This window comes from Ruegeria sp. BJ6 (assembly GCF_056537885.1).
Window position 1 is genome coordinate 167944 of record NZ_JBQFSG010000004.1, and the last position, 13433, is coordinate 181376.

14 protein-coding genes are annotated in these 13433 nt (G+C 58.2%); 2 read left to right on the plus strand and 12 right to left on the minus strand.

The annotated features are described in order from the left end of the window. Positions 1-52: 52 nt before the first annotated feature. The 11 genes from ACR0D6_RS11535 to ACR0D6_RS11585 all read right to left on the minus strand — a co-directional run bounded on the left by ACR0D6_RS11535 (position 53) and on the right by ACR0D6_RS11585 (position 10384). Positions 53-1060: an ABC transporter permease gene (locus ACR0D6_RS11535; protein ID WP_480765599.1), complete on the minus strand. Its 1008-nt coding sequence runs from the start codon at positions 1058-1060 to the stop codon at positions 53-55. After that, a complete protein-coding gene (locus ACR0D6_RS11540) occupies positions 1060-2154 on the minus strand; it encodes an ABC transporter permease (protein ID WP_170654733.1) in 1095 nt (364 codons plus the stop codon). The genes ACR0D6_RS11535 and ACR0D6_RS11540 overlap by 1 nt, the downstream gene beginning before the upstream one ends. Before the next feature lies 1 nt (position 2155). Then, positions 2156-3685, minus strand: a complete 1530-nt coding sequence (locus ACR0D6_RS11545; RefSeq protein ID WP_480765600.1) for an ABC transporter ATP-binding protein — start codon at positions 3683-3685, stop codon at positions 2156-2158. Positions 3686-3774: 89 nt separating this feature from the next. Next, complete coding sequence (locus ACR0D6_RS11550; RefSeq protein ID WP_170654737.1) at positions 3775-4773, minus strand: BMP family ABC transporter substrate-binding protein; 999 nt, start codon at positions 4771-4773, stop codon at positions 3775-3777. A gap of 160 nt (positions 4774-4933) precedes the next feature. Continuing rightward, positions 4934-5347: a GNAT family N-acetyltransferase gene (locus tag ACR0D6_RS11555; protein WP_480765601.1), complete on the minus strand. Its 414-nt coding sequence runs from the start codon at positions 5345-5347 to the stop codon at positions 4934-4936. After that, the gene (gene tsaB, locus ACR0D6_RS11560; protein ID WP_480765602.1) at positions 5344-5934 is read right to left on the minus strand and encodes a tRNA (adenosine(37)-N6)-threonylcarbamoyltransferase complex dimerization subunit type 1 TsaB; all 591 of its coding nucleotides are present in this window, start codon (positions 5932-5934) and stop codon (positions 5344-5346) included. The genes ACR0D6_RS11555 and tsaB overlap by 4 nt, the downstream gene beginning before the upstream one ends. Beyond that, a complete protein-coding gene (locus ACR0D6_RS11565) occupies positions 5924-6487 on the minus strand; it encodes a NifU family protein (RefSeq protein ID WP_480451459.1) in 564 nt (187 codons plus the stop codon). Before ACR0D6_RS11565 ends, tsaB begins: the two co-directional genes overlap by 11 nt. A gap of 294 nt (positions 6488-6781) precedes the next feature. Then, positions 6782-8368 carry a hypothetical protein gene (locus ACR0D6_RS11570; protein WP_480765603.1) on the minus strand — a complete coding sequence of 529 codons (1587 nt, stop codon included), beginning with the start codon at positions 8366-8368 and terminating at the stop codon, positions 6782-6784. Between the two features lie 103 nt (positions 8369-8471). Next, complete coding sequence (locus ACR0D6_RS11575; protein ID WP_170654907.1) at positions 8472-8927, minus strand: universal stress protein; 456 nt, start codon at positions 8925-8927, stop codon at positions 8472-8474. 73 nt (positions 8928-9000) lie between these two features. Beyond that, on the minus strand, positions 9001-9864 hold the full coding sequence (locus tag ACR0D6_RS11580) for a branched-chain amino acid aminotransferase (RefSeq protein WP_480451453.1): 864 nt from the start codon (positions 9862-9864) through the stop codon (positions 9001-9003). Positions 9865-9925: 61 nt separating this feature from the next. Next, the gene (locus ACR0D6_RS11585) at positions 9926-10384 is read right to left on the minus strand and encodes an Lrp/AsnC family transcriptional regulator (RefSeq protein ID WP_480765604.1); all 459 of its coding nucleotides are present in this window, start codon (positions 10382-10384) and stop codon (positions 9926-9928) included. Between the two features lie 128 nt (positions 10385-10512). Between ACR0D6_RS11585 and ACR0D6_RS11590 the strand changes: the two genes are divergently transcribed. Next, positions 10513-11562, plus strand: coding sequence for a Glu/Leu/Phe/Val family dehydrogenase (locus ACR0D6_RS11590; RefSeq protein ID WP_480765605.1), 1050 nt, complete (start codon positions 10513-10515; stop codon positions 11560-11562). Between the two features lie 55 nt (positions 11563-11617). Here ACR0D6_RS11590 and trpS read toward each other — a convergent pair whose 3' ends face one another. Beyond that, positions 11618-12646, minus strand: a complete 1029-nt coding sequence (trpS, locus tag ACR0D6_RS11595; RefSeq protein WP_480765606.1) for a tryptophan--tRNA ligase — start codon at positions 12644-12646, stop codon at positions 11618-11620. Between the two features lie 86 nt (positions 12647-12732). On the opposite strand from trpS, the gene ACR0D6_RS11600 reads away from it, so the two are divergent. Next, entirely contained in the window at positions 12733-13419 is a 687-nt protein-coding gene (locus ACR0D6_RS11600) for a rhomboid family intramembrane serine protease (protein WP_480765607.1), read from the plus strand. Positions 13420-13433: the final 14 nt, after the last annotated feature.

Below are 13433 nucleotides of genomic sequence, written 5' to 3' on the forward strand. Positions count from 1 at the left end.
GCATGCCGCTATGCAGCGAACAGGACCGAAGAACGGTCCTGAACTGGCCCTATCAGCGTTCTTTTACGTAGGGTTCGCCGCCTGCGCGCGGCGGGATGGCCTTGCCGACAAACCCGGCAAGAATCACGACCGTCAGGATATAGGGCAGGGCGTCCATAAGCTGAACCGGGATGACGACACCACCCAGATCGATGTTCTGAAACCGCAGGGCAATGGCCTGCAACAAGCCAAACAGAAGGCAGGCCCCCATGGCGTGCCAGGGCCGCCACTTGGCAAAAATCAGCGCCGCCAGCGCAATGAACCCGCGCCCCGCCGTCATGTCCTTTACAAAGCCAGCCTGCAGGGCTGTCGCCAGATAGGCCCCCGCAATGCCGCAAAGAACACCACAGATCGCCACAGCCGCATAACGCAGGCCCACCACTGACACCCCGGCCGTGTCAACCGCCGCAGGGTTTTCACCCACCGCACGCAGACGAAGTCCGAAACGGGTACGGTACAGAATCCACCAGGTTGCGGGCACTGCCAGAAAGGCAAAATAGACCAGAATGGAATGGCCAGAGAGCAACTCAGAGTAAATCTGGTGTAAAATGTTCGTTTCGGACATCAGCGCCGAAACTGGGCGTCCTGCAAGCTCTGCGTCTTCCGGGCCGATTGCCAACGGGAATTCAGCGCTCTCAAAGCGCCCTTCGCCGATCAGCGAAGGAGTACGTCCTCCCTGTTGAAACCAGTCCTGTGCGACAAGCACGGTCATACCGGCGGCAAGGAAATTGATCGCCACGCCCGAGATAAGCTGATTACCCCGGAAAGTGATCGAAGCCAGACCGTGCAGCCCGGCAAGAACCAGCGAAGACGCGATACCCGCCAGTAGCCCCAGCCAGACCGAACCGGTTACAGCTGCGACAGCGGCGGAAAAGAACGCGGCCATCAGCATCTTGCCTTCCAGGCCGATGTCAAAGATGCCCGCCCGCTCGGAGTAAAGCCCCGCAAGACAGGCCAGCAGCAAAGGTGTCGCCAAGCGAACGGTCGAATCGAGGACCTGTATGAGTGTCAGAAAATCCATCAGGCCGATCCTTTCCGCAGTCCAAGGAACAGCTTTTCAAGCGGCATCCGCACCATATTGTCCAATGCCCCGGTGAACAGGATCACCAGTGCCTGAATCACCACGATCAGTTCGCGAGGGATTGAAGTCCACAGCGCCAGCTCTGCCCCACCCTGATAGAGAAATCCGAACAGGATCGCGGCGAGGAATACGCCAAAGGGATGCGACCGGCCCATCAGCGCAACTGCGATACCAATAAAGCCCGCTCCTTCGGTTGAATTCAGAACCAGCCGCTCTGCCTCGCCCATCACGTTGTTGGTTGCCATCAGACCAGCCAAAGCACCTGAAATCAGCATGGCGACAATAGTGATGCGGACAGGCGATATACCGGCGTAGATGGCCCCGGTTTCCGAATGGCCATATGCGCGGATCTCGTAACCCAGGCGGGTGCGCCAGATCAGGGCCCAGACCACAACGCAGGCAAGGATCGCCACAAAGAACGAGATGTTGGCAGGCGCGCCGCGGAACACCACGTTTTCGGCGGTCGAGAACATCGACTGGAAGGTTGGCAGATGCGTTGCCTCAGGGAAACGGGCGGTCGCCGGGTCCATCGACCCTTGCGGGCGCATGACGTTGACCAGCATATAGTTGAGGAATGCCGCAGCGATGAAATTGAACATGATCGTGGTGATCACGATATGGCTGCCGCGCTTGGCCTGCAGATAGGCCGGAATTGCCGCCCACGCCGCTCCAAAGATCATCGATGCCGCACAGGCCCCGAGCAAAGCGATGGACCAGTGTGGCCATGGCACGTGCAAGCAAACAAGCGCCACGCCCAGCCCGCCAAGCATCGCCTGACCTTCGCCACCGATATTGAACAGGCGCGCATGGAATGCGACGGCTACGGCCAGACCGGTGAAAATGAAATTGGTGGCATAATACAGCGTATAGCCCCAGCCATAGGTAGACCCCAGCGCACCGGTAACCATTAGGTTCACAGCCTCGACCGGGTTTTCACCGATGGCAAGGATGACAAGGGCGGATAGGATCGCTGCCAGTATCAGACTGATCACCGGGATCAGAACCACGTCGGCCCATTTAGGCATTTTGTCCATGTTACGCGGCCTCCCCCGCAACACCGGCCATCAACAGGCCCAGTTCTTTTTCATCTGTTTCATTTGGCAGACGTTCGCCCATGATATGTCCGTCAAACATCACCGCGATCCGGTCCGAGAGCGAGAAAATTTCCTCCAGTTCGACCGAGACCAGAAGGATGGCCTTGCCCTGGTCACGCAGTGCGACAATCTGTTTGTGGATGAATTCGATCGCGCCGATATCAACGCCACGCGTGGGTTGGCCGACCAGCAGCAGGTCCGGATTACGCTCGATCTCGCGTGCGACGACGATTTTCTGCTGGTTCCCGCCCGAGAAATTCTTGGCTGCCAACCAGCCATCGGGTGGGCGCACGTCGAACTTCTCGATCTTGCGTTCGGTGTCGGCCCGCAGGGCGGCGTTGTCCATGAAGATGCCACGCTGATAAGCCGGATCGCGATGGTACCCGAAGGCCACGTTTTCCCAGGCGTGAAAGTCCATGATCAGACCCTCGCGCTGCCGGTCTTCGGGCACGTGTGCGATATGCTGGGCGCGGCGCGCCTGCCCATCCGAACCCGGACCGCTCAGCGCCAGAGGGGAGCCGTTCAGTTTGATCGTACCACTTCCGGCACGCATACCGCCCAGAACTTCCAGTAGCTCCGACTGGCCGTTTCCGGCGACACCGGCGATGCCGACGATCTCGCCCGCGCGAACAGTCAGGTTGATGCCCTTGACCCGCTCGACACCTGCCTCGTCGCTGACGTGCAGATTCTCGATTTCCAGAATGGGCTTGCCCGGTTGAGCCGGGACCTTGTCGACTTGCAACAGAACCTTGCGGCCCACCATCAGTTCGGCCAGTTCTTCGGGGTTGGTTTCCGCTGTCTTGACCGTAGCCGTCATCTGGCCGCGGCGCATCACCGAAACCGTATCGGTGGCTTCCATGATCTCGCGCAGCTTGTGGGTGATCAGGATGATCGTCTTACCCTCTTCCCGCAGGCGGTGCAGAATGCGGAACAACTGGTCCGCCTCGGCCGGTGTCAACACGCCCGTGGGTTCGTCCAGAATCAAAATTTCCGCGCGCCGGTACAGCGCCTTGAGGATTTCGACCCGTTGTTGCATCCCGACACCGATCTCGTCGATGCGTTTGTCCGGATCGACAAACAGTTCGTATTCTTCTTCCAGCTCTTTCAGTTCCTTGCGCGCCTTGGCCAGAGATGGCGCAAGCAGGCCACCCTCTTCGGCGCCCAGAACGATGTTTTCCAGAACTGTGAAATTCTCGACCAGCTTGAAATGCTGGAAAACCATACCGATGCCTGCAGCGATCGCCGCCTGACTATCGGGGATGTCGGTCTTTGTACCGTTGATCCAGATTTCGCCTTTGTCGGCTTTGTAAAAGCCGTAGAGAATGCTCATCAGCGTGGATTTGCCCGCACCGTTTTCACCGATGATCCCATGGATCGTGCCGGGGGCGACGCTGATGGAGATGTCCTTGTTGGCCTGAACCGGCCCAAAGGCTTTGGATATCCCTTTGAGCTCAATGGCGGGGACGGTCATGTCTTGTCCTCAATTGCCGAAGGGCCGCGCTTGCGATTGGCGGCAGAGTGGATGCGGGACGGAAAGCGCACTCCCCGTCCCGCGCGATATCAGAACTGCAGTGCCGGGCAGCTGTCGTTCTCGTAATAGCTGACGACCGTGACGTTGCCATCGATGATGTCCTGGCGTGCCTTGTCGACTGCGGCTTTCATTTCATCCGAAACCAAAGGCGCGTTGTTGTCATCCAGAGCATAGCCAACGCCCTCTTCGGCCAGACCCATGGTAAAGACACCGGGCTCGACCCCGTCGCCCGCTTTCATGGCCTCATAAACAGCCACGTCCACGCGTTTCAGCATCGAGGTCAGAACCTTGCCCGGATGCAGGTGGTTTTGGTTGCTGTCGACGCCGATGGACAGGATGCCTTCGTCTGCAGCGGTCTGCAGAACGCCAACACCGGTACCGCCCGCGGCGGCATAAACAACGTCAGCACCCTGGCTGATCTGAGCTTTGGTCAGTTCCGAACCCTTCACCGGGTCATTCCAAGCGGCCGGGGTTGTGCCGGTCATGTTGGCGACGACATTGATGTCCGGGTTAACGGCCTTGGCACCTTGTGCATAGCCACAGCCAAAGTGACGGATCAGCGGAACGTCCATGCCGCCGATAAAGCCAACGGTGCCCGATTTAGACGCCATCGCCGCCATCATGCCCACAAGGTACGACCCTTCGTGCTCGGCAAAGCCGACCTGACGCAGGTTCGGCGCGTCCAGCCATGTCACGTCAACCACGACGAACTTGGTGTCGGGATAGTCGGGTGCAACGGTGCTCAGCGGATCGGCCATCGCGAAACCCATGGTGATGATCGGGTTTGCACCCGCTTCGGCAAAGCGGCGCAGAGCCTGCTCACGCTGCGCTTCAGACTGCAGCTCGATCTCGCGATAGCTTCCGCCGGTTTCCTCGGCCCAGCGCGAGGCGCCGTTATGTGCGGCTTCGTTGAACGACTTGTCGAACTTGCCACCCAGATCAAAGATCAGGGCCGGTTCGGCAAGGGCTGCGCCTGCCGTCAATGCGACGGCGGCAGCGGCGCCCATCAAGGATTTCATCAGGGTCATTTTGTACTCCCGTTGGTTTTTATCGATCCGGAGCGAACGAATAATCCGTTGCTCCGCTCAAAGCGAGCAGAACTGCTGTGATGCTGGCAATTAAGGCCGTTTGCGGCGGCGGTGGTCAACCGCTTTTTGACCAGATGGTCTGAGAAACGCCCGGCTGCCGTCAGGGCAAGCTGCGTTCCATTACAATTGCGTCCACGTTCTCCTCGTTTTCGCGCCGATAGTAGCCCCGGCGCAGACCGCAGGGCGCATAACCGCAACTTTTATAGAGTGCAATGGCCGCGTGATTATCAGCAGCGACATCCAGAAACGCGCGGGACGCGCCCGCCTTGATGGCCGTGTGCTGCCAGTCGTTCATCAGATTACGTGCCAATCCTGCTCGCTGGCGCGAGGGGTGGGTCGCGATGGTCAGCAGTTCCGCCTCGTCCGCTATGACGCGAATTACCGCAAAACAATCAGTACCGCCAATGGCATAGGTGAACTGGTTGGCCAGAAGATCAGCGAACTCTTCTTCCGTCCAGGGGCGCGACTGTCTGAAAGCTGCGGCGTGCAGGGCCGCCATTTCCGCCGGTCTCATTCGTCCAGAAGTACCGGCGGCACGTCTCTGGAAGGCGCCGCGTCAGCCGGTCGAACATAAAGAGGGGCCGGTGCCTCACTGGTTGTGTTCCAACGCTGGGCTGCAGACCGGGCAATCGCCTCGGCATGTTTTTGGGGCTCATCGCAAAAAAACAGGGGGGCATGGGCTTCCACCTGTTCTCGGCCTGACAATACCGGAGCGTCCTCTCCGATCTGAAAATAAACCTGATCCCGCGGGGCCGCGATTGCAGGGATGTGGCCTGCCGGGGCGATCAAACTCAACGCCTCAAACCCTGAGACGCCAACGGCGGGAACCTCAAGACCCAGTGCAAGCCCGCGAGCGGCGGATACCGAAATTCGGATGCCGGTGAAGTTGCCCGGACCGATTCCGACGCCGATTGCATCCAGATCGCTCCAGTCACATCCGGCCTCGGTCAGCAGTTCCTGAAGTAGTGGCATCAGCCGTTCGGCTTGCCCCCTCGACATGGCTTCGGCCCGCGACAACAGGATTTCGCCGTCGCGCAACAAAGCGGCCGCGCAATGCGCGGCCGATGTATCAAATGCCAGTATCGTTGGTTCAGACGGCAACCGGGCGCACCTCGGTCACTTCGGGGATGTAGTGACGCAGCAGGTTTTCAATGCCCATCTTCAGGGTCAAAGTGGACGAGGGGCAACCCGCGCAGGCGCCCTGCATATGCAGATAGACGACGCCGCGGTCGAAACCGTGGAAGGTGATGTCGCCACCGTCCTGCGCCACCGCCGGGCGCACGCGGCTGTCCAGCAACTCTTTGATCTGGTCTACAACTTCGGCGTCCTCGCCGGTGTGCTCGGCATGGCCCGAGGCTGTTTGCGCATCCGCGCCCATCACCGGTTGGCCGGACTGGTAGTGTTCCATCACCGCGCCAAGAATGGCGGGCTTGATGTGATCCCACTCGACGCCGTCTTCTTTGGTCACGGTTACGAAGTCGTTGCCAAAGAATACGCCTGTCACGCCATTCACGGCAAAGATACGCTGCGCCAATGGCGATTTCTGAGCCGCCTCTGGCGACGGGAAGTCCGCCGTGCCCATTTCCAGAACGGTTTGACCGGGCAGGAATTTCAACGTGGCCGGGTTTGGGGTGGATTCGGTCTGGATGAACATGTCACGCTCCGCTTCTGTTGACCCTGATATGCGGGTGCGGACCGCAGAAGTCAAGAATTGGAACGATTCTAAAATGTGCAAATCTGGATCAGCATTCAACTCTGGTTCAGATCCGGGCAGTCGCAGCCGCTGATCGAACCTGTTGGCGAAGAGGAAAAGCCGCAGCATTGGACACCGGTGCTGAGCGTGCAGCAGCGTGTGCCTTGCGCAATTTCACATGCCGAGCCACCAGACGATTGGCTGCCGACGGACAGAGTCAGAACGAGAAGAAAGGTCAGGCGCAGCATTTTGTCCTCAATTCAAAGATGGATCACGATGATCGAACGCGGCCGCCAACATCAGAAAAACGAAAAAGTCGCGCACATAGGGCCGTTGTTCCTGCGGATGACGTGCCAGCAACCGGCTTGTGACGTTGTTTTCTACTTCGATGAACTTGCGCAACGTGTCGCGCCAGATGAAGTATCCGGCCAGATCGGGAACAGTCCAGAACTGCCCCTCGCGTAGGGCGGACGCGCTGGTATTTGCCGCATAGGCATAGTCTTTCCATTTCTGGAGATAGCTTTGCTTCAGATCGTCCGCAGCTCGTACCTCGAGTACCTTGCTGGAAAGTCGGTGATAATGGATGATGACAGATGTGGCGGATTTGGGGGTTCCGTCCACGCACCGTGATCGGAAAATAACGCGGAACAGCCACAGCTCACTATCATCTTCCTCGCTGACCGCCGGGGCGTTTTTGATCGGTTCGATGAAATAGGTCGACATCAGCAAATAGTCGTCCTCGCTCAGAGTGTTGGTGATTTCAGCGGTCAAAGCGGTTTCCGCCCCCGCAGATGCTTCGAAAATCCCGGCTGAAACCTTGGCCTTGAGGCCTACAGATGCATCAAATCCCGAGGTATCGCTGACTTCCGTTCCGCATTCCTTGACCGAGGTGATGCGGTAGTTTGTCATTGCATCCAGCAGATTGGTGTCCTGTCCGGCCTGCCCGACGCCAAACCGGCGATGGAACGAGCCATCCAGTTGCCAGGCAAACGCCTGATCCGCATAGGACTTCGTTACGATCTTAAGCGGAAACAGCGCGTTGTATTCTGCACCGGCGGCCTTTCGGCTGGCGCAGAACGACAAATAACTTGCGCCACTCTGATGTGGCTCACCCCCAGCCTTGTAGGCCAGAACCGGAAACGGCTGGCACGCCGCTTCTTCAAGGTCTTCCAGACTGATTTCGTCTCCGCTTTCGCTCCAGAAATCTGCGTCGCGAGAGGATTGGCTCAGGGCCGCCTGAAAGGCCTGTATTGTACTCATCGCCTGTGGGTCATCCGCTTCAGCCACGGCAAACCCATAACGCGCCGAAACAACGTACCGGCACTGGGAAGGTCTGTCGCAGATGTCCATCCCACTTCCCGGGCAGTTATCGGCGCTTCTGCAAATCAGCGAATTTGCGGGGCTGTCGCTAAAGAAATAAGTCTGTTCTTGTAAAAGCGGCTGAATGTCCTGTTCGCGAATAAGCTTGCGATGTCCGTACTCGGTTATGACAAGGATTGCGCGGTCGCCGCGACCGGCTTCGAAATCCGGAAGCGAGACATAGGCGATCGGCTTCACGACTACACCGATCGGGTACATTTCCTGTTCTTCGAATTGAGCGTCATCGCAGCGCACGTTCACGAAACGGCCCGGGGTGACCGTTACATAGTATTCATGTTCGCTGTATGGCACTGGTTCTGCTTCGTCGTTACCGGTCAGAAACCAGTTCCACCTGATTCGCGGTTCATTGTCTTCCGCGCCGTGCAGTCGCGGGCAGGGATCGAACCCTTCGGCCTGCGCGGCGGAAAGGCATAGCGGTATAGCAAAAACCGCGACCAGAACGGTATGGAATAATCTTTTCACAACTAATACGCACAAGCTAATAAATCGACTCGCGCATATTATCAGAGTTTTTGAATTTTTCCGAATCGACACAGGATCCTGTATCAACCGGTTCAATTTCCGGTCAGGTAATCTCTTCCAGTTTTTCTTTACTCAGATCACCCGGAACTATGGTGATCGGAATGGGCAGGCCGCCGGAATTGCGCGTCAACTGTGTCACCAGAGGGCCGGGTCCTTTTTTGTCGGTGCCCGCGCCCAGCACCAGCACCCCGATTTCAGGGTCGGAATTTACATGCTCGATGATCTCGGGAACCGCTTCACCTTCGCGAATCGCCAGTTCCGGCTCAACTCCCTGCTTGTCCCGCATCCATTTCGCAAACACCTCGAAATGGGCATGAATTCTCTCGCGCGCTTCCTCACGCATCACCGCTGCAACGCCGATCCAGTGATTGAATTCATCGGGCGGTATCACGGACAGGACGATAACGCCGCCGCCAGTGTTTGACGCGCGCATAGCTGCAAACCGCATTGCATTCAGGCATTCGCGGCTATCGTCAAGAATAACAAGGAACTTGCGCATATATGTCCTTTCCGTTTCAGGGATCATGCCTGAGCAAACGAGGGCTGGCAACTCAACAACGCAGTTGGCCCGCTCAACGGTTTGACGCAGCCCAGTCCCAATACAACTCACGTGCGCGCCGGGCAATCGGCCCGATTTGGTACTGCGTGTCATCCAGCGCAGTCACTGGCGTCACCTTGTTCATGTTGCCGGACATAAAGACTTCGTCCGCATCGTGAAAATCCTCAAAGCTCAGGATGGATTCGTGCACCGTAACGCCATCCTCGCGCAGGTTCTTCATATGCCGCGCGCGGGTGATACCCGCCAGAAATGTGCCGTTTGCCACGGGTGTGAATACCTCACCGTCCTTCACCATAAAGATGTTGGCGGTGGCGGTTTCGGCGACATGGCCCATGGCATCAGCGACAAGGGCATTGCTGAACCCTTTGGAGCGAGCTTCGCGTAACATCCTTGCATTGTTGGGATAAAGGCACCCCGCCTTGGCGTTCACGACTGCCGTTTCCAGTACAGGGCGGCGAAAACGCGTTGTAGTCAGCGTGACCGAGGCCTCTGCCGGGGCCAGAGGTATCTCTTCCAGACAGACAGCAAAGCCGGTGCTGTCTTCCTGCGGTACTATTGCCGATGCGTCCCCGTCGATGCCCCAGTACATCGGGCGGATGTATACGGCTTTGTCGGGGCCGTATGCCTGCAAGCCGTCGCGCACAATTTCAACCATCTGATCGACTGACACGGTCGGCGTCAGCATCAGCGCCTTGGCCGACCGGTTGGTTCTTGCGCAATGCGCCTCAAGATCCGGCGTCATTCCATTGAAAAAGCGCGCTCCGTCAAACACGGATGTCCCCAGCCATGCGCCGTGATCTCCGGCCCGCATGATCGGCGCGTCCCCGTCATGCCATTTACCTTCGAAATAGGTGCGAATGTTGCTGCCGACCGCCATGATGCTCTCCCTCAATTCCAGCAGAAACTAGGGGGGCACCGGGCAGAGGTCCAGAGAATAGTCAGACCGAAACAGGCAGCGTTTCACGTTTGACCATGGTGCGCAGGGCAAAATTCGAACGCAGGTTCCGGATACCGGGTATCTGCATCAACTGGTTTTCCAGAAACGCGTCGAATGCTGAAAGATCGGACGCAACAACCCGCAAGAGAATATCGCGCGACCCTGTCATCAGATAGCACTCCATCACCTCGTCGCACCGGCGAATGGCGCGCTCAAAAGCATCAATGGCTGAACGGTCCTGTTTTTCCAGCTCGACTGACACAAAGATCGACACCCCGTAGCCAAGTTTCGCGGCATCTACCTGTGCCGTGTATCCCGTGATGATCTGGTCTTTTTGCAAACGATCCAGTCGACGTGCGCAGGGCGTCGCAGAAAGGCCGACGGTTTCCGCCAGCTCGGTAACGGTCATGCGACCATCCTGCTGAAGGGCCCGAACGATTTTACGATCGATATTGTCCATAGTGAAATCTCTAAATCCTGCAGCTAAATTAGGGGATTTCACCAAAGATGCAAAGTTGGTCAGCGCATCTTGGTGAAAACCGCTCAGCCCGGTGTGGCATGATTCCTGCAGTACTTCGGAGGGGCAACATGAAGATTACCGAAATTGACGCGCCGGACCACGAGCGTGTGGTGCAGTTCGAGGATGCCGCCAGCGGTTTGTTCGGCTACGCGGCCGTTCATTCGACGCGGCTTGGACCCGCTGCGGGTGGCGTCAGGATGAAAACATATGGTCACCGCACCGAAGCGTTGCACGATGCCCTGCGCCTGTCGCGGGGGATGACCTTCAAGAATGCGGCCGCTGACCTTCCATTGGGCGGCGGCAAGGCGGTCATCATCGGCGATCCGACTTCGGACAAGACCCCGAAATTGCTGCGTGCCTTTGGCCGTGTCGTCCACAGCCTTGAGGGGCATTACCGGACTGCCGAGGATATGGGGATGACACCCGCCGACATGGCGCATATCGGGGCAGAGACGTCTTTCGTTGCGGGCCTTTCAGACGGTGAGTTCGCGAGCGGAGACCCTTCACCGATTACGGCGCAGGGTATCTTCAACGCAATTCGAACCGTCGCGCGGCACCGGTTCGGGTCAGAGGATCTCAGTGGGAAAACGGTTTCGGTACAGGGTCTCGGCCATGTCGGGCATCACCTGTGCCGATTGCTCGACGGAGCAGGGGCAAACCTTGTCGTCACGGATATTGATCCGCAGCAGGTTGCCCTGGTGGCCAAGGAGTTCTCCGCAACGGCGGTTTCACCGGATGAGATTTATGGCGTCGAGGCAGAGATTTTTGCCCCTTGCGCCATCGGTGCGATCCTGAACGAAACCACCATTCCGCTGCTCAAAGTCGGAGCGGTGGCCGGTGGCGCAAACAATCAGCTTGCTACCGATGAAGATGCGCTGCGCCTGCACGAACGCGGGATTCTCTACGCGCCCGATTACGTTGCAAACGGTGGAGGCATCATCAATGTCGCCACCGAGATTCTGCAGATTTCAAACCGGCAGGAATGGGTCGCGGCCAAGTTGGACGCATTGGATCGGACCATGGATCGCATTCTGATCCGTGCGATCAGCCAGTCGGTCAGCCCTCATGACGTGGCCGAATCCATAGTCCGGGAAATCCTGCAGCCGCAGGCTGCCTGAACAAATAAAGGGCCGCCTTGCAAAAAGGCGGCCCGGAATTGCTCAAAGATTGGGTTCAGGAATTGCCTGCCCCAACCATTCCGACGATTTCGTAGGTCCGGCGCAGGATCGGAACCGTAATCTCGCGCGCCCGTTCAGCACCGCGCGCCAGAATCCGGTCAATTTCGGCCTGATCGTCCATCAGACGCGCCATTTCCGAAGAAATCGGCGAAAGACGTTCAACTGCCAGATCGGCCAGCATTGGCTTGAACTCGCCGAATTGTTTGCCGCCAACCTCGGCCAGAACCTGATCCACCGGCTGATCGCTTAGCGCGGCATAGATGTTGACCAGATTGCGCGCCTCGGGGCGCTCTTCCAGACCTTCGGCCTCGGACGGCAGGGCGTCGGGGTCGGTCTTGGCCTTGCGGATTTTTTTAGCAATGGTGTCGGCATCGTCGGTCATGTTGATCCGGCTCATGTCCGACGGGTCGGATTTGGACATTTTCTTGGACCCGTCGCGCAGGCTCATGACACGGGTTGCCGCGCCCTCGATCACGGGTTCGGTCACTGGAAAGAAATCGACGCCGAAATCGTTGTTGAACTTGATGGCAATGTCGCGTGTCAGTTCCAGATGCTGTTTCTGGTCCTCACCCACAGGCACATGCGTCGCATGATAGATCAGGATGTCGGCGGCCATCAGCGACGGATAGGCAAACAATCCCAGCGAGGCGTTCTGCTGGTTCTTGCCCGCCTTGTCCTTCCACTGGGTCATGCGCTGCATCCAGCCCATGCGTGCGACACAGTTGAAGATCCACGCCAGTTGCGCATGCTCGGGCACCTGGCTTTGGTTAAACAGGATCGACTGTTCTGGATCGATGCCCGCAGCGATGAAGCCCGCGCACAGTTCGCGCGTATTGTGGGCTAGTGCGGCGGGGTCTTGCCAGACGGTGATCGCGTGGAGGTCGACCATGCAATAAACAGTCTCGAACTCCGGACCCTGCATATCCACGAAGCGTTTCATCGCGCCAAGGTAGTTGCCCAGCGTCAGTCCGCCCGAGGGCTGGATGCCGGAAAACACGCGCGGCGTGAACATGGTTTCGGTCATGGAAGGGAACTCCCGTCTGGAAAAATCAGCCCCCGTCGCTTACCCATGAGGTCAGGGGACGTCAACAGCCGCGAAAGGCCAAGCCCATGAGCAGTGATCATTACACACCGCCGGTTAACCCGCTGCCGCCCGCCGTGGTGGCACTGGTGCTGTTCATCATGGGGATCGAACTGGCGTTTTCGCTGGGTGCCAGGGGGCTGATCGGTGGGCCGGGTGCAGTGGGCTGGCGCGTTGAGGCGATCCAGAACTATGCATTTTCCGCCGATATTCTGGATTGGATGATTGAAACCGGCCGCTGGCCGTTTGAACACATCATCCGTTTCGTGACCTATCCCTTTGTCTCGGGCAATTTTACGCAGGCGCTGTTCGTCAGCGTGTTCGTTCTTGCGATGGGCAAGATGGTGGGTGAAGTTTTCGGCGGCTTAGCAATGTTGCTGATCTTTGTGATTTCCGGCATCGGCGGCGCGTTGGTTTATGCGCTGGTTCTTGATCCGAGCTACCCTCTGATCGGAGGGTTTCCGTCCGTCTACGGGCTGATCGGTGCCTTCACCTGGTTGCTGTGGCACAATTTGTCCCTGGTGGGGGCCAATCAGGCCCGCGCCTTCAACCTGATTGCAGTTCTGATGGGTATTCAGCTGTTGTTCGGGCTGCTCTTTGGCGGAACATCGGACTGGGTGGCCGATCTGGGTGGATTTGCCACAGGATTCGGACTGTCGTTTCTTTTGGCTCCGGGCGGTTGGGCGCGGATTCTTCGCAAGATGCGACGAGACTGAGGTCGTAGTTCTGA

What these genes read in the sequence shown, in the direction of transcription:
- ACR0D6_RS11585 (WP_480765604.1), bottom strand. Translation starts at nt 10,384, where the DNA reads ATGGACAATATCGATCGTAAAATCGTTCGGGCCCTTCAGCAGGATGGT.
- ACR0D6_RS11545 (WP_480765600.1), bottom strand. Translation starts at nt 3,685, where the DNA reads ATGACCGTCCCCGCCATTGAGCTCAAAGGGATATCCAAAGCCTTTGGG.
- ACR0D6_RS11575 (WP_170654907.1), bottom strand. Translation starts at nt 8,927, where the DNA reads ATGCGCAAGTTCCTTGTTATTCTTGACGATAGCCGCGAATGCCTGAAT.
- ACR0D6_RS11535 (WP_480765599.1), bottom strand. Translation starts at nt 1,060, where the DNA reads ATGGATTTTCTGACACTCATACAGGTCCTCGATTCGACCGTTCGCTTG.
- ACR0D6_RS11590 (WP_480765605.1), top strand. Translation starts at nt 10,513, where the DNA reads ATGAAGATTACCGAAATTGACGCGCCGGACCACGAGCGTGTGGTGCAG.
- ACR0D6_RS11555 (WP_480765601.1), bottom strand. Translation starts at nt 5,347, where the DNA reads ATGAGACCGGCGGAAATGGCGGCCCTGCACGCCGCAGCTTTCAGACAG.
- ACR0D6_RS11600 (WP_480765607.1), top strand. Translation starts at nt 12,733, where the DNA reads ATGAGCAGTGATCATTACACACCGCCGGTTAACCCGCTGCCGCCCGCC.
- ACR0D6_RS11565 (WP_480451459.1), bottom strand. Translation starts at nt 6,487, where the DNA reads ATGTTCATCCAGACCGAATCCACCCCAAACCCGGCCACGTTGAAATTC.
- ACR0D6_RS11540 (WP_170654733.1), bottom strand. Translation starts at nt 2,154, where the DNA reads ATGGACAAAATGCCTAAATGGGCCGACGTGGTTCTGATCCCGGTGATC.
- trpS (WP_480765606.1), bottom strand. Translation starts at nt 12,646, where the DNA reads ATGACCGAAACCATGTTCACGCCGCGCGTGTTTTCCGGCATCCAGCCC.
- ACR0D6_RS11550 (WP_170654737.1), bottom strand. Translation starts at nt 4,773, where the DNA reads ATGACCCTGATGAAATCCTTGATGGGCGCCGCTGCCGCCGTCGCATTG.
- ACR0D6_RS11580 (WP_480451453.1), bottom strand. Translation starts at nt 9,864, where the DNA reads ATGGCGGTCGGCAGCAACATTCGCACCTATTTCGAAGGTAAATGGCAT.